The sequence below is a fragment of the Amycolatopsis sp. M39 genome (assembly GCF_001651785.1).
Lineage (GTDB): Bacteria > Actinomycetota > Actinomycetes > Mycobacteriales > Pseudonocardiaceae > Amycolatopsis > Amycolatopsis rubida.
Window position 1 is genome coordinate 106,197 of record NZ_LWSF01000017.1, and the last position, 21,145, is coordinate 127,341.

General features: G+C 70.2%; 14 protein-coding genes. 12 read left to right on the forward strand and 2 right to left on the reverse strand.

The genetic code is table 11. The features are described from left to right. Positions 1-437 precede the first annotated feature (437 nt). Positions 438-1,256: a M23 family metallopeptidase gene (locus A4R44_RS29795; RefSeq protein WP_202506885.1), complete on the reverse strand. Its 819-nt coding sequence runs from the start codon at positions 1,254-1,256 to the stop codon at positions 438-440. Positions 1,257-3,456: 2,200 nt separating this feature from the next. Here A4R44_RS29795 and A4R44_RS29800 point away from each other — a divergent pair. The 8 genes from A4R44_RS29800 to purH all read left to right on the forward strand — a co-directional run bounded on the left by A4R44_RS29800 (position 3,457) and on the right by purH (position 12,306). Further along, the gene (locus A4R44_RS29800; protein WP_232791837.1) at positions 3,457-4,989 is read left to right on the forward strand and encodes a hypothetical protein; all 1,533 of its coding nucleotides are present in this window, start codon (positions 3,457-3,459) and stop codon (positions 4,987-4,989) included. A 62-nt stretch (positions 4,990-5,051) separates the two neighbouring features. Beyond that, on the forward strand, positions 5,052-5,282 hold the full coding sequence (locus A4R44_RS29805) for a hypothetical protein (RefSeq protein ID WP_232791838.1): 231 nt from the start codon (positions 5,052-5,054) through the stop codon (positions 5,280-5,282). A 131-nt stretch (positions 5,283-5,413) separates the two neighbouring features. Further along, on the forward strand, positions 5,414-6,583 hold the full coding sequence (gene sucC, locus A4R44_RS29810) for an ADP-forming succinate--CoA ligase subunit beta (protein WP_067588107.1): 1,170 nt from the start codon (positions 5,414-5,416) through the stop codon (positions 6,581-6,583). 1 nt (position 6,584) lies between these two features. After that, entirely contained in the window at positions 6,585-7,475 is an 891-nt protein-coding gene (gene sucD, locus A4R44_RS29815) for a succinate--CoA ligase subunit alpha (protein ID WP_067588109.1), read from the forward strand. Positions 7,476-7,692: 217 nt separating this feature from the next. After that, the gene (locus A4R44_RS29820; RefSeq protein WP_067588111.1) at positions 7,693-8,412 is read left to right on the forward strand and encodes a DUF5336 domain-containing protein; all 720 of its coding nucleotides are present in this window, start codon (positions 7,693-7,695) and stop codon (positions 8,410-8,412) included. Between the two features lie 143 nt (positions 8,413-8,555). Next, complete coding sequence (locus A4R44_RS29825) at positions 8,556-10,055, forward strand: DUF6350 family protein (RefSeq protein WP_067588113.1); 1,500 nt, start codon at positions 8,556-8,558, stop codon at positions 10,053-10,055. A 74-nt stretch (positions 10,056-10,129) separates the two neighbouring features. Then, complete coding sequence (purN, locus tag A4R44_RS29830) at positions 10,130-10,747, forward strand: phosphoribosylglycinamide formyltransferase (protein ID WP_067588115.1); 618 nt, start codon at positions 10,130-10,132, stop codon at positions 10,745-10,747. Continuing rightward, a complete protein-coding gene (gene purH / locus A4R44_RS29835; protein ID WP_067588117.1) occupies positions 10,744-12,306 on the forward strand; it encodes a bifunctional phosphoribosylaminoimidazolecarboxamide formyltransferase/IMP cyclohydrolase in 1,563 nt (520 codons plus the stop codon). The genes purN and purH overlap by 4 nt, the downstream gene beginning before the upstream one ends. Before the next feature lie 45 nt (positions 12,307-12,351). Here purH and A4R44_RS29840 read toward each other — a convergent pair whose 3' ends face one another. Then, positions 12,352-12,864 (reverse strand): GNAT family N-acetyltransferase, encoded by a 513-nt coding sequence (locus A4R44_RS29840; protein WP_067588119.1) that lies wholly within the window; start codon positions 12,862-12,864, stop codon positions 12,352-12,354. A gap of 1,821 nt (positions 12,865-14,685) precedes the next feature. Between A4R44_RS29840 and A4R44_RS29850 the strand changes: the two genes are divergently transcribed. The 4 genes from A4R44_RS29850 (at position 14,686) to A4R44_RS29865 (ending at position 21,107) form a co-directional block, all read left to right on the forward strand. Then, the gene (locus tag A4R44_RS29850; protein ID WP_067588179.1) at positions 14,686-15,279 is read left to right on the forward strand and encodes a hypothetical protein; all 594 of its coding nucleotides are present in this window, start codon (positions 14,686-14,688) and stop codon (positions 15,277-15,279) included. A 50-nt stretch (positions 15,280-15,329) separates the two neighbouring features. Continuing rightward, the gene (locus tag A4R44_RS29855; RefSeq protein ID WP_067588123.1) at positions 15,330-16,916 is read left to right on the forward strand and encodes a DNA polymerase Y family protein; all 1,587 of its coding nucleotides are present in this window, start codon (positions 15,330-15,332) and stop codon (positions 16,914-16,916) included. A gap of 180 nt (positions 16,917-17,096) precedes the next feature. After that, positions 17,097-20,429 (forward strand): error-prone DNA polymerase, encoded by a 3,333-nt coding sequence (locus A4R44_RS29860; RefSeq protein WP_067588125.1) that lies wholly within the window; start codon positions 17,097-17,099, stop codon positions 20,427-20,429. Positions 20,430-20,519: 90 nt separating this feature from the next. Further along, a complete protein-coding gene (locus A4R44_RS29865; RefSeq protein WP_067588127.1) occupies positions 20,520-21,107 on the forward strand; it encodes a pentapeptide repeat-containing protein in 588 nt (195 codons plus the stop codon). Positions 21,108-21,145 lie beyond the last annotated feature (38 nt).

Genomic DNA, 21,145 nt, shown 5'->3' on the forward strand with positions numbered 1-21,145 from the left:
GACGCGCGGACCTGTGCACGGTGTGGCAGGTAGCAGTCGCCTACTTCGTCCGCCGCCTGCCTGGCAGCGATCCGTGAGGTCGTCGTCCGATGCCTCGTTCGGGCCGGGCGGAGATCGCCGGGACTGTGTTCGGAGCGAATTCCGCGGCGCACTTCGGGTAGGCATTGGCTGACGGACGGCGCTTCGCCGCGCCTGCCGGTGGCCTCTCGTCGCCCAGACGCTGCTCGCTCTCCTGCGGTTTCACCGTCGAGCTTGGCGTTATCTGGGGTGGCCGCGCCGACCCGCAGGGCGGGAGGGGCTGCCAGAATCCCTTTGCTCGTGAAGGCTTTCCAGCGCTGTGGCAAGCCTAGGTCGACTCGCGCTCAGCCCACGATGTCATGTGGCGGCAAGATGCCACTGGTACCGGTCGCCCCGGCTGGCAAGAAATGCGGGTCGGCTCAGACGTTCACGCCGCGGGCAGCGAGCCACGGACGCGGGTCGATCTTCTTGGTGCCGTTCTGCCACACCTCGAAGTGCAGGTGCGGGCCGGTGCTCTCGCCACGGCTGCCGATCTCGGCGATCTGCTCGCCGCACTTGACCTTCTGGCCTTCGTGGACGGAGAAGCTGTTCATGTGGCCGTAGACCTGGATGGTGCCGTCGTCGAGCTGGATGCGGACCCAGAGACCGAAACCGCTGGCGGGGCCTGCCTGGATGACGGTGCCGTCGGAGGCGGCGTAGATCGGGGTGCCGATGGAGTTGGCGATGTCGATGCCGAGGTGGCTCGTGCCCCAACGGGCACCGAAACCGGAGGTGAACGTGCCGTGAGCGGGCATGCAGGTCTTCGGCCGGGCGGCCTCTTCGGCGGCCTGGCGCGCGGCTTCGGTTTCCGCTTGCACGCGGGCCTTGGTGACCTTGGCGCTGTCGGCCATCTTCGCGGCTTCGGCGGAGGCGTCGACGGCGTGGCCGGCCGGCAGCAGCTCGGGAGCTCCCCCCGAGCCCGCGCTGCCGAGGGTGAACGAGGCGCTCGCGTTCTGTGCGTTGGCGAGCGGGGTGACCGCGGCGTCGGAATCACCGCCGCTGGTCGACTTGAGGGTCTGCCCCGCGGCGGCCGCGGCGAACGCGCCTGCCGCGACGGCGGCGACTACGACCCGCCCGCGAAGGGCGGAGGAGGGCGGGGAGATGCGGTGCTGCCCCCGGACGCGGATGACTGCACCGTCCAGTGCGTCTTTCAGCGCCGGGGAAGGGGCTTGGCCGCCGGGGGAGCGGTGTGAAGCCAAGACAGGGCCTTCCATCGTCGGGGAGCCGGGGCGGAAGCGAACTCGGGCGGGGGATCCCGTGAACGAACCTCGGGGGTGATTCGCTCAGCGTCCTGCTTCGTGACCTGACTGTAATGGGGACCGGGGGACAGTAACGAAGCGGCACCTCAATGAGCAAGGCGCGACCGGGCTTTCGGCCGAACGAGTGGCGCTCATCGTGCGTCTAGCTGTGGAAACTACCCAAAGTTAATCGGGAACTACTTCGCTGATTGTGGCTTGAGTCACATACCTTCGGATGGCCCAACGCTCCCGAGCGCCCTCTCGGCGGCCTCGTGGACGAAATAACCGGCCGTCCCGGTGCGTTGAAGCAGTTTCACGTCGAATCTTGTGACGCCGCTCACTCGCGATGTGCCACGGCGGCCTCTTTTCGGAGGTTTCGCTTCTCGCCCCATCCTCCGGCAACGAATCTCGCCCGGACCTGCTTGGACCGCAGTCCTGAGGCAAGACCTCGCCATGTCCGGCGGCCCGGTTCCCCCGGTCGGCCGGTCCCGTCACCGTTGCTCGTGGCGGAGCGCCTGGTGACCTGGCTTTTCCCGGAGGGCCCTAGCAGTCGGCAGTCCTCTCGCCCGCGGAGCGTGCGGTTCTCCGCCGGGCTCCCCGTCGCCGCTGTTCGCGGCGGTGCGGCCGGTTGCCTGCCCTCCCCGGCAGGTCCCGGCCGTCCCTGTCCCCGATCCCCGGCGGACCGTCCTCACGACCCGCCCGATCCCCGGCCGGACCGTCCTCACGACCCCGCCCGAGCCTTGCCGCGGCTCCTTCCACGGCCCAGGCCCGAGCCTGTCGCGGCTCCCCCGACGGCCGGGCCCGAGCCTGTCGCGGCTCCCTCCACGCCCCGGGCCCGAGCCTGTCGCGGCTCCTCCGACGCCCCGGCCCGAGCCCTGTCGCGGGCTCCCTCCACGACGCAGCCCCAGCCGGTCGCGGCTCCCTCCACGACCCGGCCGGATTGCCCGCCCCGGCAGGCACTGGCCGTCTCCGTTCCTGGCAGGCCCTCCCCGGCCTGCCAGAAACGGAGATCGCGGCTCCCCTCCGCGACGCGGCCGTTCACCTGCCCTCCCCGGCAGGCCTCGGCCCTCTCCACCTCAGTCCCGGCAGGCCGTCCCCACGACCTTCCGGCACCCGCCGCGGCTCCCCTCCGCGACCAGGTCGGGCACCTGCCGCGAACAGGCATCCGACCTCGTCCATCGCCCCCGCGATGTGTCCCCGTGCTTCGTCGCGCGCCGGAGTGACGCCCCGAACGCCACTCCCTTACGCGACTTCCCCGAAGTTTTCCCCGACAGCTCCCTCCGGTCCCTCTGCCGTCGAGACCTCCGGCCCGCGCCCCTCTTACGCGGATCGGCGGAATTTTTCTTCGCACCCGTCAGACGCGCGGGAATGCCCGAAGGTTCATCCGGCGGGGAATTCACCTGGAAGTGCGTTCCGGCCTGGTCGAGGCGGCCCTGTTGTCCCCGCGCGGGGGCAGGTCCTTGCTAGCGTCGCGAGCGATGACTCCGCCGACCCCAGAGCCTTCCGACGGCGATTCCGCCCCGGACACCCCGGGCCGTCCCGCCGGACCCCGGCGTCCCAGCCTCGCCGAGCGCAAGGCCGCCGCCCGCGCCCGAGCCCGCCGCGACGCCGATCGCGCCACATCGGATCCAGCCGACTCGTCTCGTCGCCGCGGGAAGGATCCTGCTGAACGTTCGGCTGACTCGTCCAGCGGCACCGAGCCGAGGCCGCCGAGTCCCGCCGAGTCGCCTCGCCGCAGCGGGGAGACTTCCGCGGAAAGCTCAGCCGATCCGGCTGCCCGCGACCAGCCCGCGGCGGAAAGCCCGGCCAACCGGGAACCCGCCGCCAGACGACAGCGCGACGAGGCTGGCCTGACCAGCCAGAAGTCCGCCGCCATCCCGGCCGAGCCGAGGTCCGCGCCCCGGACCATCCCCAGCCGCCAGGACGCGGATCGCCGAGACGCGGACCGTCGAGACACGGATGGTCGAGACACGGATGGTCGAGACNCCGAGACGCGAGCCGTCAAGGCGAGACCCTCCTGGACCTCACCGACCAAACCCCTTCCCCAAGGCTCCGAGCCGCCACCGCTCTCCTCGCCGTCGGCTCCCTGGCCCTGGCCGCCGGCGCCATCGCCCCGGTCTCGCCTGACGCCGGGCCCGGCTACCTCTCCTGGCCGCTTCTCGTGATCCTCGCCGTCGTCCCGGCCGGGATCGCGGTCGCGGCGGCTCGCAGCGGGCGGCACGGGCTGTCCGCCGGTCTCGTCACCGGTCTCGCCGCCCTCGCGCCGGGGCGGCTGGTCCTCGATCTCCAGTTCCTCGTCAACGGTTCCAAAACCATCCGCCCCGAGCTGTATCTCCCGGACCGGCTGCTCGACCGCAGCGGCGTCGGCANGTTCTGGCTGCTGATCGCCGGGCATCTGCTGACGCTCGCCGCCGGGATAGTGGCCGCGCGCGTCGTGCGGGAGCGCAACGAGATCGCTGGCGGCGACGACAAACGCCGTTGGCGGCTGATCATTCCGCTGCTCGCCGTCGTCGCCGCGGTCGGGCTATTGATGACTCCCGTGCTCTCGGACGACCCGTTTCTCCTTGCGCGGTCAGCATTTGAAGGTCCGGGGCTAGCGCTCGCCGGTTACCTCCTTCTCGCCGGTGCGCTGCCGGTCGCCGCGGTGCTCGGGGTTTTCGCCGGCTCCGACGGCGTCGCTCGCGGGACGCTCGGCGGGATTGTCGCGGCGGTGCTGGCCGTCGCGGTGCCGACGTTCGTCGCGGGGCTCGCTGTGTCGGGGCTGGCAGTCTCAACGGGCGCGTACCTCGCCGTCGTGCCGATGGTGCTGGTCCTCGTCCTCACTCCACTTGCGACACCGCAGCAGACGCAGGCCGAGCGCACCGACCTGGCCGGCGAGGCCCGCGTCCCCGGGCTCACCATCTGGCGCGCGCTCACCGGGCTGATCGCGGTGCTGACCGGAATCGCGGCGGCGATCGGCGCGTACGCTCCGCAGCTCGGCAACAGCACGGACAGCCCGGCACGGCTGCAACTGCTGATCGCGGCCATTCTTGTCGTGCTGCCAACACCTTTCCTTCTCGTCCGCCGCACCGCGCCGATCGCGCGCGGAATTCTCGCGGTGTTGTGGGCGGGCGTTGTTCTCGCGGGAACAGCGGTTCTCAGCACGGCCATCACCGCATCCGAAGCGACTGGGCTCGGCGGGCTCGGCGGCGCGATCAGTTACCACCTCGGCGCGGGAGCCGTTTTCACCGCGATCGCGCTCGGTCTCGCCGGGCTTACCGGATTGGCCGCGGTGATCACCGGCGTCGTGGAACGTGACGACACTGGTACCGAAGGACCGCGATCCACCGCGGTGATTCCGGCCGGAATCACCGCGGTGCTGGCGATCGCGACGTTCGGCACGCCGGTGTTCACCGCGCAGGATTACGCGCCGCCCGGTCTCTGGTCCGATTTCGACACTCCGTCGTGGGGATTGCTCGCCGCGCTGCTCGTCGTTCTCGGGACGCTCGGGTTGAGCGTTCGTTCACGGCCTGGTGCCGCGGCGGCGGGGCTGACCGCGACGGCGGTGCTCCTTGCCTTGCACGTCGCCGAGATCCCGCTGGTCAGTTCGCTGTTCTACCCCGCGAAGCCGGGCGCTGGGTGCTGGCTCGGGCTCGCTGCGGTCGTGGCGGCAGCGAGCACCGCGGTCATCGCGGCTGCCGGTGCGAGGAAGTGAATCCGCGGCGCGTCGTCCTCGTGGAGCTGGCTGAAGAAACCGCGGCGATTCCGTTGGCGCGAATGCTGCGCGACGCCGGTCTCGAAGTCGTCCACGGAGGACACCTCGACACGGCGGAAAAGATCGTGCGCACCACCGAACAGGAGGATCCAGACATTCTGGGCCTCCTCGGCGGTCCGGTGCCCGAAGGCCTCACGGAAGCGCTCTCCGGCACCACGGTGATCGAGTTGGGCTCCGAAAGCCCGGAAAAAGCCGCCGAAATGCTTGTCGGTGGGCGGACTCACACCCTCTGACCGCGTACGGTGACCGACTTCACCAGGTGCGGCGTCCCCTGCGTCTGCGCTGGTCGCTAACCTCGACTGGTCCGACAGCGCGGTCCGGAAAACGGACCACCACAGTGGCGTGTCGTCAGGAGACTGGAGTAGTGGACCTCTACGAGTACCAGGCGAGGGATCTCTTCGCCGCCCACGGAGTACCGGTTCTGCCGGGCGCCGTGGCAAGCACCCCGGAAGAAGCCAAGGCCGCCGCGGAGCAGATCGGCACCCAGGTCGTCGTCAAGGCGCAGGTGAAGGTCGGCGGCCGGGGCAAGGCGGGCGGCGTCAAGCTGGCCCAGACGCCCGACGAGGCGAAGGAGAAGGCGGAAGCCATTCTCGGCCTCGACATCAAGGGCCACATCACGCACCGCGTGCTGGTGGCGGAAGCCTCGGACATCGCGTCCGAGTACTACTTCTCCTTCCTTCTCGACCGCGCCAACCGCACTTTCCTCGCGATGGCGTCGTCCGAGGGCGGCATGGAGATCGAGCAGCTCGCGGTCGAGCGCCCGGACGCGCTCGCCAGGATCCCGGTCGACGCGATCAAGGGCGTCGACAAGGCGACGGCGCTCGAGATCCTCAAGGCCGGCAACTTCCCGGCCGAGATCATCGACGAGGCCGCCGACGTCGTGGTGAAGCTGTGGGAGACCTTCGTCTCCGAGGACGCCACCCTGGTCGAGGTCAACCCGCTGGTCCGCGACCCGCAGGACAAGATCATCGCCCTCGACGGCAAGGTCACCCTCGACGAGAACGCCTCCTTCCGCCACCCGGCGCACGAGGAACTCGTCGACAAGCAGGCCGAGAACCCGCTTGAGGCGAAGGCCAAGGCCAAGAACCTCAACTACGTCAAGCTTGAGGGCGAGGTCGGCATCATCGGCAACGGCGCGGGCCTCGTGATGTCCACTTTGGACGTCGTGGCGTACGCGGGCGAGAAGCACGGCGGCGTGAAGCCGGCCAACTTCCTCGACATCGGCGGCGGCGCGTCGGCCGAGGTCATGGCGGCCGGGCTGGACGTCATCCTCAACGACACCGACGTGAAGAGCGTGTTCGTGAACGTCTTCGGCGGCATCACCGCCTGCGACGCGGTCGCGAACGGCATCGTCGAGGCGCTGAAGATCCTGGGCGACGAGGCCACCAAGCCGCTGGTCGTCCGCCTGGACGGCAACAACGTCGTCGAGGGTCGCCAGATCCTGGCCGACGCGAACCACCCGCTGGTCACCGTGGTGGACACAATGGACAACGCGGCCGACAAGGCTGCCGAGCTCGCCGCGGCAGGTGCGTGAGATGTCGATCCTGATCAACGAGAACAGCAAGGTCATCGTCCAGGGGCTCACCGGCTCCGAGGGCATGAAGCACGCGACCAAGATGCTGAAGTCCGGCACCAACATCGTGGGCGGCGTCAACGCCCGCAAGGCCGGCCAGACGGTCACCATCGAGGGCAAGGACCTCACCGTGTTCGGCACGGTCGAGGAGGCCATCAAGGAGACCGGCGCCGACGTGTCGGTCATCTTCGTGCCGCCGAAGTTCGCCAAGGACGCGGTCATCGAGGCGATCGACGCCGAGATCCCGCTGGCGGTCGTCATCACCGAGGGCATCCCGGTGCACGACTCGGCCTACTTCTGGGCGCACGCGGTCGCGACCGGCAACAAGACCCGGATCATCGGGCCGAACTGCCCCGGCGTGATCAGCCCCGGCAAGTCGAACGCGGGCATCATCCCGTCCGACATCACCGAGGCCGGCGGCATCGGCCTCGTGTCGAAGTCGGGCACGCTGACCTACCAGATGATGTACGAGCTGCGCGACATCGGCTTCTCCACCGCCGTCGGCATCGGCGGCGACCCGGTCATCGGCACCACCCACATCGACGCCCTTGAGGCGTTCGAGAAGGACGCCGACACCAAGGTCATCGTGATGATCGGCGAGATCGGCGGCGACGCCGAGGAGCGCGCCGCGGCCTACATCAAGGAGAACGTGACCAAGCCGGTCGTCGGCTACGTCGCGGGCTTCACCGCCCCCGAGGGCAAGACGATGGGCCACGCGGGCGCGATCGTCTCCGGTTCGTCGGGCACCGCCGCGGCGAAGAAGGAGGCCCTCGAGGCCGCCGGCGTCAAGGTCGGCAAGACCCCGAGCGAGACCGCGGTTCTCGCCCGGGAGCTGTACAACAGCCTCGGCTGACCAGCAGCGACTCCTCTGGCGGAGGCCGGGCACCGACGCGGTGCCCGGCCTCCGTCGTTTCCGCCCGCAACCGATCCGGCGTTCAGTGCGTCCAACGTCGCGGACGCCCATCGCGGATGCGCTAGCGTGCAGTCACTCGTGAGCGGGGGACGCCGCCGGTGCACCCCGGGCGCCACCGGATCCCGAACCACCGGTCGATGAGACAGGAGAGCTTCCGATGACCTTCCCCAGTGGCGGGCCCGGCTACCCCCAGCAGGGCCAGCCGTCCCAGGGACCGCCCCCGTCGGGCGGGTTCCCGCAGCAGCCCCAGCCGCAGCAGGGCCCGCCTGCCGCGGGTGCTGGAGCGCCGCCGAACCTTCCGCTGCTGCTGTCCCTCGGCGTGGCCGGGCTCGGAGTGGTGCAGTACTTCCTCGGCTTCGCTTCCGAGGCGGGCACGGCCGGGCAGCCCATTCTGTTCCTGCTCGTCGGCGGTCTGCTGTCGGCGCTGAACCTGCTGCCCAAGGGGCCGAAGACGCTGCCGTTCGCCGCGCTGTTCAGCGTGGTCGGCGGGCTGGGCGCACTCGACGCCGTCATCTCCGGGCGTACGTCGGCCATCGTGATCGTGGTGCTGATCCTCGGTCTGCTGCAGGCGGCCGCGTCGGTCGCCGTGCTGCTGTTCGAGTACGGCGTGCTCAAGCCGCCGGCACCGCAGCCGTCCGCTCCGGCGTATCAGCAGCCCTACGGCCAGCAGGGCCAGTACCAGCCGACGCAGTACCAGCCGGCTCCCGGACAGCAGGGTCAGCAGCCGCCGCAAGCGCCTGGACAGCAGCCGCCGTCCTCGCCGACGCCGGGGCAGCAGGCCACGACGTACGCGCCGCAGCAGGGCCAGTTCTTCCAGCCGCCCGCTGACCAGAACAAACCGGGCACGCCGCCCGGAGGTTTCGGACAGCAAGGCTGAAACCCCTTCGCATTACCCACCCGCTGTGACTCTCCGTGTCACAGCGGGTGTTTTTCTTGGCCTGGTGCCACGACCGGGTGGGCGTTGGATTCGCCACGTCCGCCGGGCGGCGTGCCTCACCCGGACGGCCGAGCGCGGATGTCATGGTCGAGGACATGCAGGTGCTCACCAGTCCCGGCCGCCCCGCGGGCGACGAGCCGGTGGGCGACTCCCTTGACCAGGATGTTCCCCGGTTCCGGGTGTTGCTCGCCGCGGCGCTCGGCCCGCTCGTCACCGGCTACGCGGTGGTCGCCACGTTGCTCGCGCTTGTCACCCTGACCGCCCAGCACGCGATCTTTTCCGCGGGCGGCGTGCTGCTGTCGGCGGGACCCGGCTGGCTGGCCGCCTACCAGGTCGAACTCGGGATCGGCGGCCATCCGCTCGGGATGCTGCCGCTGCTGCCGACGATCGGCGTCGTGCTGCTGGTCGCGCGGGCGGCGGCCAAGGCCGTGCGACGGCTTCACTGCGCCAGGCCGCGGCACGCGGTCCCGTTGATCGCCACGATTTCCGGTGCGCATCTGCTGTTCGGCGTGCTGATTTCGCTGCTGTCGATCGGCGAACCGGTACGGGCTAACTTCTGGCTCGCCGCGGTGGTGCCTGCCGCGATCTCCGGACTCGCGGCCACCGGCGGGGTGCTTCGCCGGTTCGGGATGCCGCAGGTGCTCGCCGACCGGCTCGACCCGCTGGCTCTTCGCGGTCTGCGCGCGGGCATGCTCGGACTGTTCGCGCTGCTGGCCGCTGGTGCGCTGACGCTGACCGCCGCCACGGCGCTGTCCGCGCGCACGGTGGCCAGCCTGTTCGAGCCGTCGTTCGGGAACAGCTTCGGCCTGTTCCTGCTTTCCGTGCTGTACCTGCCGAACGCTGTGGTCGCCGCGATGTCGTTCGTGAGCGGTCCCGGGTTCAGCATCGGCAGCCTCGACGTGCACCTCATCGGCTACCGCGGCGGTTCCGTCCCCGGGGTTCCGCTGCTCGGCGGCATTCCCGAGCACGCCGCGTCGTGGTGGCCGGTGCTGCTGGTGCTGCCGCTGGCGATCGGAATGCTGGTCGGCTGGTCGGTCCGCGCGGTGGACGAGGACCCGGCGGGGCGGCTGCGGGCCGTGGTCGTCGCGGGCGCGGTCGTCGGGTTCGGCTGCGTGCTGCTGGGCACGCTCGCCGGCGGACGGCTCGGCGACGGTCCGTTCGACCCGGTCAGCGTGCCGGTCGGGGTGGCGTCGATCGTCGCCTTCTGCTGGATCGTGATTCCGGCCGGGTTCGTGGCCTTCTTCGCGGGGGCGCACGCTCCGGTGCCGCCGGTCGGCTCGCTTGAGGTGCAGGCCGAGCCCGAGTCCGAAGCCGAGTCCGAGGATGCTGAGCCGGAGGAGTCCGAGTCCGACGAGGACGTCGCGGACGAGGGCGAGGAATCCGAGGAGGACTCGGCCGAGGCCGACGAGGACTTCGACGCCGAGGCCGACGCGGAGCTGGGCCTGGACCTGCCGGAGGACGAGCCGGAAACCGAAGCCGCCGAGACCGGGGACAAGCCCGAAAGCCCCGCCGAGGAGCCGGAGGCTGTGACCGAGTCCACCGAGGACTCCGGCGACGCGAAGCCCGCCGAGGACGACCGTTAGGGTTGGGGCGACCTGGTGAAGCGCCGTGCGCCCGAGGCGTACCGCCGTGCAAGGAGCCCGTTCTGGCCAGCCGCTTGGAACTGCCCACTCCGGTGAAGATCGTCGTGCTCGCGTCCGGTTCCGGCACGCTGCTGCAGGCCGTGCTCGACGCGGTCGAACAGCCCGGGTTCCCGGCCTCGGTCGTCGCGGTCGGAGCCGACCGCACCGGAATCGAGGCGCTCGCGCGAGCGGAGCGGGCGGACGTGCCGTCGTTCACCGTGCGCGTCGCCGACCATCCGGACCGGGCCGCGTGGGACCGCGCGCTCGCCGAGGCGGTCGCGGCCTATCAGCCCGACCTTGTGGTGTCCGCGGGCTTCATGAAGATCCTGGGGCCGGAGTTCCTGTCGCGGTTCGCGGGCCGCGTGATCAACACCCACCCCGCGCTGCTGCCGTCGTTCCCCGGGATGCACGCGGTCGCCGACGCGCTGGCCGCGGGCGTGCGGGTCACCGGATCGACGGTGCATTTCGTCGACGCCGGGGTGGACACGGGCCCGGTCATCGCCCAGGAGGCGGTGCCGGTGGAGAACGACGACACCGAAGACGTCCTGCACGAGCGGATCAAAGCCGTGGAACGCAGGCTGCTGGTTGAAACGATCGAGCGACTCGGCCGTGGTGGGTGCACCGTGGACGGACGAAAGGTGAGGTTTTCGTGAGCACAGCACAGGGACGGCGCCCGGTCCGGCGCGCGCTGATCGGCGTCTCGGACAAGGCCGGCCTGCTCGAGCTCGCGACCGGCCTGCACGCGGCCGGCGTCGAGATCGTGTCGACCGGCGGCACGGCGAAGGTCATCGCGAACGCCGGGGTCCCGGTCACGCCGGTCGAGCAGGTCACCGGGTTCCCCGAGTCGTTCGACGGCCGGGTCAAGACGCTGCACCCGCGCGTGCACGCCGGGCTCCTCGCCGACCAGGGCAACGACGACCACGTCGCACAGCTCAAGCAGCTCGACATCGCGGCGTTCGACCTGCTCGTGGTGAACCTGTACCCGTTCCAGGCGACTGTCGCGTCCGGCGCGAGCTTTGAGGACTGCGTCGAGAACATCGACATCGGCGGTCCCGCGATGGTGCGCGCGGCCGCGAAGAACCACGGCAGCGTCGCTGTCGTCGTGGACCCGGCGCGGTATGAATGGGTGCTTGAGCAGGTCTCCGCGGGCGGCTTCGAACTCTCGGACCGCAAGCGGCTCGCTGCGCAGGCGTACGCGCACACGGCTGCGTACGACACGGCTGTCGCGTCCTGGTTCGCCAACGCGTACGCGCCTTCGGACGACAGCGGCTTCCCGGACTTCCTCGGCGCGACGTGGGACCGTGCGGACGTACTGCGCTACGGCGAGAACCCGCACCAGAAGGCGGCGCTGTACCGCGGCGCGCAGCCGGGCCTCGCGCACGCGGAGCAGCTTCACGGCAAGGCGATGTCGTACAACAACTACGTCGACACCGACGCCGCGCGCCGGGCCGCCTTCGATTTCTCGGAGCCGGCTGTCGCGATCATCAAGCACGCCAACCCGTGCGGGATCGCTGTCGGCGCGGACGTCGCCGAAGCGCACCGCAAGGCGCACGCCTGCGACCCGGTGTCCGCGTACGGCGGCGTGATCGCCACGAACCGGCCGGTGAGCGTCGCGGCGGCGGAGCAGATCGCCGAGGTGTTCACCGAGGTCGTGCTCGCCCCCGACTTCGAGCCGGAAGCGCTGGAGATCTTGCAGCGCAAGAAGAACGTGCGGCTGCTGAAGCTGCCCGCGATCGAGAACGCGGCCCCGGCGGAGCTGCGGCCGATCTCCGGCGGCGTGCTCGTGCAGACCGCCGACGCGATCGACGCCCCCGGCGACGACCCGGCGAACTGGGAGCTGGCCACCGGCTCGCCCGCCGACGAGCAGACCCTGGCGGACCTGGAATTCGCGTGGCGGGCGCTGCGCGCGGTGAAGTCCAACGCGATCCTGCTGGCGCACGAGCAGGCGACCGTCGGCGTCGGCATGGGACAGGTCAACCGCGTCGACTCGTCGCGGCTGGCGGTCGCGCGGGCGGGCGACCGGGCGAAGGGCTCGGTCGGCGCGTCGGACGCGTTCTTCCCGTTCCCGGACGGGCTGGAGGTGCTGATCGAGGCCGGCGTGCGAGCCGTCGTGCAGCCCGGCGGGTCCATCCGCGACGCCGAGGTGATCGCCGCCGCCGAGGCCGCCGGGATCACGCTGTACCTCACCGGAACGCGCCACTTCGCGCACTGACTTTTCTGCTGGCCGGCCGGGACCTTCGGGGCCCGGCCGGTTTTTTCATCCCTCGCGCAGGATCGCGTAGACGACCTCGTCGCGGTAGCCGCCGTCGCGCCAGGTGACCTGGCACAGCAGGCCTTCGCGGTGGAAGCCGGTTTTCTCCAGCGTGTGCTGCCCGGCGACGTCCTCGCTGTCGACGAAGGCTTCGAGCCGGTGCGCACGGGTGTGCCGGAAGACCTGGTCGACGAGCAGTTGGTAGGCCTTCGCGTCGGTGCCGTGGCCGCGGTAGTCCGGCAGCAACGCGACGCCGATCCGGAAGCACCCGCCGGCGGGCCCGCCCCGGTCGGCTGCCTCCCAGGTGGCCATCCCGGCGACGACCGAGCCGACAGTCACCGCGACCGCGCTTGAGGCCGGGCTGAGGAACCCGTCCTCGGCGAACCGGCGTCGTGCCCGCGGTCCGGTGAAATTCGTCCATTGGAAGGTCCCGGTGCCGTCCGGGTCCGTGGAGAACCGGTCGAGCACCGGAAGGTCGGCTTCGGCGAAACCCCGCAGGGCGATGTGTCCTGTCTTCATCAGGGTCCCCAGTGTAAAGAGCGGTTTTCCTGGTGTCCGGTGATCGTCCGGGTTCTTTCCCCGGCTCGTGCTTGACAGCAGGGGAGGGGCGGGCGAGACTGGATGGTGTCGAACGGGTGTTCGATTCTGTTCGGCGCAGTGGTGTGTTTTTGGGTGCGATTGTTGGGTGACCGTGCGGTTTCCGCACGGATGAGGATGCGGAACCGCCTTCCCCGCGGTGTGCCGGCGTCCGTCCCGGGCCAGGTGTGACGACCTGTCCCGGGACGGACGGTCGGCCGATCCCGGCGGAAGGAGAAATCGGTGACGACCGGAGCGGCTTTGGGGGCTGCTTCTTCGGGGTTTGCTTCGGAGATCGCGGAAGGGGCAAGGGTTTCCCCGGCCGCGGGGGCGGCTGGCGAGGCTGGGGGGACTTCCGCGGACGGTGTCTCGGCTGGTTTTCGGGGAGCGGGCGAGGCTTCGGCTCGGGCCGGGGTGGTTTCGGAAGCCTTGGCGGCGAACGCTTCTTCGGCCGCGACCGGGAAGACGTCGGGAGCGGGTGGTGCTCGGTCTTTGGCTGGGGCGGGGTCTGCGGCGGGTGGTGCTCGGTCTCCGGCTGGGGCGGGGTCTGCGGCGGGTGGTGCTCGGTCTTTGGCCGGGGCGGGGTCCGCAGCGGGCTGCGCTGTGGCTCTGGTCGAGACCGCTTCCGCGACGAGCGACGCTTCGGTGGCGTCCGGGAAACTGCGCACTCCGATTCTGCCTGCTGACTCCGCCACGACCGATCTCCTTGGCACTGCGGGAATTTCGGCCCTGCCGGCGCGGTCGTCTCGGGAAATCTTTTCCGCCGCGGAAACCCAGGCTTCCGCGCCCGCGAGCGTGCCGGAGGCGCGGCCGGCACGCTCGTGGGAAGTACTGGTGCCGTGGTCGGCGATCGAAGCACTGGCGAAGGAACGGACACCAGTTGCCGCCATGTCCGCGGGTTCCCCGAGGTTGATGTTCTCGTTGGGGGAAAACGGATCCCGCACCCGGCTGAGCTCTCTGGGCGCAGCGTTCGAGCCATGGCCGCCGGCCGACTCCGGCGGGATGGCAGAAGCCCGGTCGCCTACCGGACTTCGTTCGCAGGCCCGGTCGGCCGAATCCGGCCGCGAGCCTCGCCCCGCCGGTGCCGCGTCGTCTGCTGGCTCGCGCGTGTCCAGCGAGCCTGGTTCACCGACTCCGCTCATCCCGGCGAGTCAGCCTGCCACTCGCTCATCTGCTGAGCGCGATTCGCCGCCTCAGCCTGAATCGGAGTCATCGACTCGTCTTCGCTCGCTTGCTCCAGCGGGATCGAGTCCGGAAACCTCGCCCGAGCCGTCGACCCCGAGTGCGCCGCCAGCTGATCCCGGCTCGGACTGCCCGCCTGAGTCAGTGCCTTCGGACGAGCTGCCGACTCGGCTTCGTCCGCTGGTTCTGGCTGATCCGGCAATGGAATCCGGTCCGGAGACTTCCTCCGAGCCGCCGGCTCGTCTCCGCCCGGAAGCTCCTTCCGGTTCGCTGACTGGACTTGGCCCGGCAGCTCGGCCTGGGTCTCCACGCACCCCGCCTGCTCAGCCGCGCCCGGAAACTCCTCCAGGTCCGCAGACCGAGCCCGGCCAGGAAGCTCAACCCGAGTCCCCGCCGACTCCACTGCGCCCAGCAACTCCCGAACCCTCGAAACTCCGCCCCCCGACCCGGCTCCGGCCAACGGACCCGCCCTCACCGGCGGACCCGTTGGCCAAACTGACCGCACTCCCCGGCGTCAGCACCGCCAGCACCGTCGCCGCCGAGCGGGCTACCCGGGCCGACTGGGGTCAGGCTGCCGGGCGGATGCTTCCGGTGGCCCCAGCCCTGGCCGATCTCCTCCCCGGGGCCGGGTTGCGCCGCGGAAGCGTCGTCGCGGTTCACCACTCCACCTCGCTGCTGTTCGCGTTGCTCGCGGAGGCGACCGTCGCCGGGGCGTGGGCCGCGGTGGTCGGGGCCCCGTCGCTGGGAATCGTCGCGGCGGCCGAACAGGGCGTCGCCGTTTCGCGGCTCGCGTTGGTTCCGTGGCCGGGGGCCGAATACCAGGCGGTGCTGGCCGCTTTGCTCGACGGCGTCGACCTCGTCGTCACCGAGCCTCGGTCAGTTCGGCCGGACGTCGCGCGGAGGCTCGCGGCGCGGGCTCGGCATCGCGGGGCGGTGCTGCTTTCGCTGGGGCACTGGCCTTCCGCCGACGTCGAGCTGCACTGCACCCCAGGTGCCTGGACCGGGGTGCTCGAACACGGCGCCGGGCACCTCCGTTCCCGTCCGGTCGAGGTGCACGCCCGCGGACGCGGTGCGGCGGCCCGGCCTCGGTCGGCATCGATGCTTCTGCCCGGCCAGGACGGCCGGGTTTCCCGGGGAGAGAAGCGCGTCGTGGCACGGGAAGAGGCGGTCGGGTGAACCAGAGTGTCCACAAAGGACAAAAAGATCCGCGCCGTCATCCGGTGCGGATGCTGGTCCTGTGGTGCCCAGACTGGCCCGCGGTCGCTGCCGTAGCCGCGGCGGGGAGCGTGCTTACCCGGCCGGCGGCGGTGTTCCATGCCAACCGGGTCGTGGCGTGCACCGCGGTCGCGCGGGCGCGGAACATCCGGCGCGGCATGCGGCGGCGAGAAGCGGAATCCCAGTGCCCCGAACTGGCGGTGTTCGGGGTAGACGAGGCGCGGGACGCGCGGTTTTTCGAGAATGTCGCGGCGGCGGTGGAGGAGCTGGTCGTCGGGCTGGAAGTGGTGCGGCCCGGACTGCTCGCGGTTCCCGTCGCGGGTGCGGCCGGGTATTTCGGCGGCGAACCGCGGCTCGCGGAGAAACTGGTGGACCAGGTGGCCGCGGCAGCGGGGGTCGAATGCCAGGTCGGCGTGGCGGAAGGACTGTTCGCGGCGACCCTCGCCGCGCGGCAGGGGACGCTGGTCGAACCCGGGCGGAGCGCCGAATTTCTCGCCCCGTTGCCGGTGACTGAGCTGGACCAGCCGGATGCCGAGCGAGCGGATCTGGCCGGTCTGCTCGTCCGGCTCGGGTTGCGCACGCTCGGTGCCTTCGCCGAACTCGGCGAGCGGGACGTGGCCGCTCGGTTCGGGCGCACCGGCGTGCTCGCGCATCGGCTGGCCCGGGGGCTGTCCGACCGGCCGCCGCTGCGCCGCAGTCCGCCGCCGGAACTGTCGCTTGCCGAATCGTTCGATCCGGTGCTTGCCCGGGTGGACGTCGCCGCGTTCACGGCCAAAAAACTCGGCGCGCGGTTCCACGCCGCGCTCGCCGATCGCGGGCTCGCATGCACTCGATTGGGTATATACGCGACCACCGAGAACGGCGAGCAGCTCGGTCGCGTCTGGCGTTGTGCGGAACCACTTACGCCGCAAGGGGTTGCGGACCGGGTCCGGTGGCAGTTCGAGGGCTGGCTCAAGGCCGCGCCCGGCGAACGGCCCACGGCCGGGGTCGCGCGGTTGCGGCTCGAACCGGAAGAGACTGTCGAAGGGAGGTCATTGCAGCTGGGGCTGTGGCGGGGGAGCGATCCCGGCGCCGGTCCAGGCGAGGACGAGGAGGTGGCTGCCGAGCGGGCCGGCCGCGCGTTCGTGCGGGTGCAAGGTCTGCTCGGTCCGGAGGGCGTGGTCACGCCGCTGCTCGACGGCGGGCGCGATCCGGCGAGCCGGGTCCGGCTCATTCCGTGGGGCGATCCGCGGGAACCCGCCGGACCGCCGGACGCCACGTGGCCTGCCCGGTTGCCGTCTCCGTCCCCCGCGACGGTGCTGGAACAACCGTTGCCAGTCCAGGTCATCGACGAGCAGGGGCGGCCAGTAGGTCTCACCTCGCGCAAACGGCTGACCGCGCCGCCGCACGGACTGTGCGTCGCGGGCGGGCCGCCGCGGCCGATCACCGGATGGGCCGGCCCGTGGCCGGTCACCTCGGGCCGCCGGTCGGCCGGAGCGCAGCAAGCCCGGCTGCAACTGCTGCTCGCGGCAGGGGAGAACGAAGCGCCGGAGGCGGTGCTCGTCCTCTGCTCCGGAACGGAAAATCCAGTGTGGACAGTGGAGGGAAGCTACGACTGAACCGATCTGCCAAGAAACCCGAAAACCCGGTGGAGTCAACGGAAGGAATGCGCACCTGATGGACCACGACCTGCCGGCGCCCCGTGTCCCGGTCGAACCGCCGTGCCCGTTCGACCCGGTGCCGGTCGCGCTGCTGATCCCGGAACCCCGCCGATCACCCGAGAACCGGATGGACTGACGATGGGCTGGAACAACCCGCCGGTCCCGTGGAAGGACCTCGCGCGGGCGCTGTCGGGCGGGATGCCGCCCGGCGACCACGGCGACAGTCCCGCGTGGGGACGCAAACGCGAGGCGTACCGCCGCCCCGCCGACATCCCGCCGCCGCGCAGCGACCTGGAAGCCGGGCCGCGAGTGGCGTACGCCGAACTGCACTGCCACTCCAACTTCAGTTTCCTCGACGGAGCCAGCCACCCCGAGGAACTGGTGGAGGAAGCCGCGCGGCTGCGGCTCGACGCGATCGCGCTCACCGATCACGACGGCATGTACGGCGTGGTCCGGTTCGCCGAAGCGGCCAAAGAACTAGGCGTCGCCACGGTGTTCGGCACTGAGCTGAGCTTCGGGCTGTCCGCGCCGCAAAACGGTGTCGCCGACCCCGAAGGCGAACATCTCCTGCTGCTGGCCCGCGGCAGCGACGGTTACCGCAGCCTGTGCCGCGCGATCACCGCCGGACAGTTGCGCGGCCACGACGACGAAGACGCGGAGCGGGCCGAAAAAGGCCGCCCGATCTACGACTTGTCCGCCGTGGCGGAGGAAGTCGCGGGCCAATGCGCGGTGCTTACCGGTTGCCGCAAGGGATCCGTGCGTTCGGCGTTGGTGCGCGAAGGCCCGGACGCCGCGTTCGCCGAACTGCGCCGTCTGGTCGAGCTCTTCGGCCAGACCCAGGTCTACGTCGAATTGATCGACCACGGCCAGCCGCTCGACAGCACACACAACGACCTGCTGACCGAGATGGCCGGCGAACTCAAGCTGCCCACCGTCGCGACCACCGCGGCGCACTACGCTCGCCCGGAACGAGGCAGGCTCGCGGACGCCGTCGCTGCCATCCGCGCCCGGCGCAGCATCGACGATCTCGAAGGCTGGCTGCCCGGCGACGCCGCCGCGTTCTTGCGCTCTGGCAACGAAATGGCGGAAGTTTTCCAGCGGTACCCGGGCGCGGTGCAGCGGTCGGCCCTGCTGGGCATGGAATGTGCTTTCCCGTTGAAGCTGCTCGCGCCGGAGCTGCCGCCGTTCGACGTGCCGGACGGCGAGAACGAGACCACGCACCTGCGAAACCTCGTCAAGGAAGGCTTCACGGAGCGCTACTCGGGCAAGGCCCATGAGGACAAGGCGCGGCAGCAGATCAAGCACGAGATGGCGGTGATCGAGGAACTGGAGTTCCCCGGATACTTCCTGATCGTCGCGGACATCGTGCGGTTCTGCCGGGGAAGCGACATCCTGTGCCAGGGAAGGGGTTCCGCGGCCAACTCGGCGGTCTGTTACGCGCTCGGCATCACCAAGGTCGACCCCATCGAGTACCACCTGCTCTTCGAACGGTTCCTCGCGCCCGATCGCGACGGCTACCCGGACATCGACCTCGACATCGAGTCCGACCGGCGCGAGGAGGTGATCCAATACGTCTACGGCAAACACGGCAGGCTCAACGCCGCGCAGGTCGCGAACGTGATCACCTACCGCGCCCGTTCCGCGATCCGCGACGCCGCCAGGGCGCTCGGCTACTCACCGGGTCAGCAGGACGCGTGGAGCAAGCAGATCGACCGCTGGGGAGCCTTGCGCAGCACGGAGAAAGACCACGACCACGACATCCCGAACGACGTCGTGCAGCTCGCCTTCGCCCTCGAAGACTTCCCGCGGCACCTCGGCATCCACTCCGGCGGCATGGTGATGTGCCGGGAACCGGTGAGCCAGGTGTGCCCGGTCGAATGGGCGCGGATGGAAAACCGCAGCGTTCTGCAGTGGGAGAAGGAGGATTGTGCCGCGGTCGGGCTGGTGAAGTTCGATTTGCTCGGGCTCGGCATGCTCTCCGCGTTGCACTACATGCTCGATCTGGTCAAGGAATACAAGGGCGAGACGATCGATCTCGCCGAACTGGACCTCACCGACAAGAACATCTACGAAATGCTCTGCCGCGCCGACGCGATCGGCGTGTTCCAGGTAGAGAGCCGAGCCCAGCTGGCGACGTTGCCTCGGTTGCGGCCGACGGAATTCTACGACCTGGCCGTGGAAGTCGCGCTGATCCGCCCGGGCCCGATCCAAGGCGGTTCGGTGCACCCGTACATCCGCCGCAAGCAGGGGCGTGAGAAGTGGGAGTACGACCATCCGCTGCTGGAGACCGCTCTGGAGAAAACGCTGGGAGTGCCGCTGTTCCAGGAGCAGATGATGCAGATCGCCCTGGACGTCGCGAACTTCACCCCGGCCGAGGCTGACCAGCTTCGGCACGCGATGGGGTCGAAACGGTCGCAGCGGAAGATGGAACGGCTGCACAAGCGGTTCCTCGACGGAGCCATCGCCAACAAGGTGGACGCGGAGCTGGCGGAGAAAATCTTCCAGAAACTCAAGGCGTTCGCCAACTTCGGCTTCCCCGAAAGCCATGCGCTGAGCTTCGCGCATCTGGTGTTCGCGAGCGCGTACTTCAAGCACTACCACCCCGACGCGTTCTGCGCGGGCCTGCTGCGAGCGCAGCCGATGGGGTTCTACTCGCCGCAGTCGCTGGTGGCGGACGCGCGTCGGCACGGCGTCACCACACTCGGCCCGGACATCAACCTGAGTCTCCCGCACGCGACCCTGGAAGCATTGCCGGACAACGGAAAACTCCACGCGGTACGCGGCGGTCTCAGTACCGTCCGGATGATCGGTGAAACGCTGGCCAAGGAGATCGTGGCGGAACGACAGGCGAACGGCCGGTACGGGAGCATGTCCGACCTCGGCAGGCGCGTCCGGCTCACCACGCCGCAGCTGGAAGCGCTGGCCACCGCGGGGGCGTTCAGCGCGTTCGGTCCGGACCGGCGGCAGGCGTTGTGGTCCGCGGGCGCGGTCGCGCAGGACCGGCCGGAGAAACTGCCCGGCACCGGAGCCGGCGTGGACGCGCCGATGCTGCCCGGAATGGACGGGCTCGACGTCGCCGCCGCCGATGTCTGGGCCACCGGGATCTCGCCGGACAGCTACCCGACAGAGTTCATCCGCGACCGGCTCGACGCGCTCGGGGTCATCACCGCAGGCAAGCTGCTGGACCGGTCCGACGGGGAACGAGTGCTCGTCGGGGGAGCGGTCACGCACCGCCAGCGGCCGGCGACTGCCGGTGGAGTCACGTTCCTGAACATCGAGGATGAGACCGGCATGGTGAACGTGATCTGCACACTCGGGCTGTGGCAACGGTTCCACCGGATCGCGCGGGGCAGTGCGGCGCTGCTGGTGCACGGAGTGCTCGAAAAAGCGGACGGCGTCGCGAGCGTGCGCGCGCAGAAACTGGAGCAGCTGAGGCTGCGGATCCCCACGAGATCGAGGGACTTCCGATGACCGGCGGACAGTTCGTGGACACACGCCTTCCGGCGGCTCGCAGCCACCCCGTCGAAAAGCCGGCACCGGGGCTGATGTCATCCTGTCCGGGTGACGGAGACCGGCGAGGACTACACCGAAGCACGACTTTCCGGCCAGTGGTGGGAAAAACGCCAGTTCGCGGGGTGCGATTTCACCGAAGCGGACCTGCGCGACCTGCACACCCGCGGCTGCACCTTCGACAACTGCGACTTCACCAAGGTCGATCTCGCCGGTTCGCGGCACGACGCGTCGGCGTTCCGCTCCTGCACGTTCGATCGCTCGGTGCTCGCCGACAGCCGATGGTCGTCGTGCTCGCTGCTTGGTTCATCCTTTGTGGACTGTCGATACACCGGGATCGCGCTGACCGAATGCGATCTGTCGCTCGCGTCGTTCGCGCGCGGCCGGTTGCGGAAACTGGATCTGTCCGGCCTGCGGATGCGGGAAGTGAACCTCAACGAGGCGGATCTGACGGATTCCGACCTGCGGGGCACGGATCTGTCCGGGTCCCGGATGATCGGCACGAAGTTTCCCGGAGCCGACCTGCGCGGCGCGGTGGTCGACGCGAACGGGCTGGTGCAGGCGGACCTGCGCGGCGCGTACGTGGACGTCGAACTGGCGGTGGCGTTCGCCGCGGCCAACGGCTTGGTCGTCAAGTAGGGCGCTTCCGGGCACGGAAAAGGGGCGAAGCTCGCTGG

What these genes read in the sequence shown, in the direction of transcription:
- A4R44_RS29850 (WP_067588179.1), top strand. Translation starts at nt 14,686, where the DNA reads ATGCTTCCGGTGGCCCCAGCCCTGGCCGATCTCCTCCCCGGGGCCGGG.
- A4R44_RS29805 (WP_232791838.1), top strand. Translation starts at nt 5,052, where the DNA reads ATGCTGCGCGACGCCGGTCTCGAAGTCGTCCACGGAGGACACCTCGAC.
- A4R44_RS29825 (WP_067588113.1), top strand. Translation starts at nt 8,556, where the DNA reads ATGGTCGAGGACATGCAGGTGCTCACCAGTCCCGGCCGCCCCGCGGGC.
- A4R44_RS29860 (WP_067588125.1), top strand. Translation starts at nt 17,097, where the DNA reads ATGGGCTGGAACAACCCGCCGGTCCCGTGGAAGGACCTCGCGCGGGCG.
- A4R44_RS29855 (WP_067588123.1), top strand. Translation starts at nt 15,330, where the DNA reads ATGCTGGTCCTGTGGTGCCCAGACTGGCCCGCGGTCGCTGCCGTAGCC.
- A4R44_RS29820 (WP_067588111.1), top strand. Translation starts at nt 7,693, where the DNA reads ATGACCTTCCCCAGTGGCGGGCCCGGCTACCCCCAGCAGGGCCAGCCG.
- A4R44_RS29840 (WP_067588119.1), bottom strand. Translation starts at nt 12,864, where the DNA reads ATGAAGACAGGACACATCGCCCTGCGGGGTTTCGCCGAAGCCGACCTT.
- sucD (WP_067588109.1), top strand. Translation starts at nt 6,585, where the DNA reads ATGTCGATCCTGATCAACGAGAACAGCAAGGTCATCGTCCAGGGGCTC.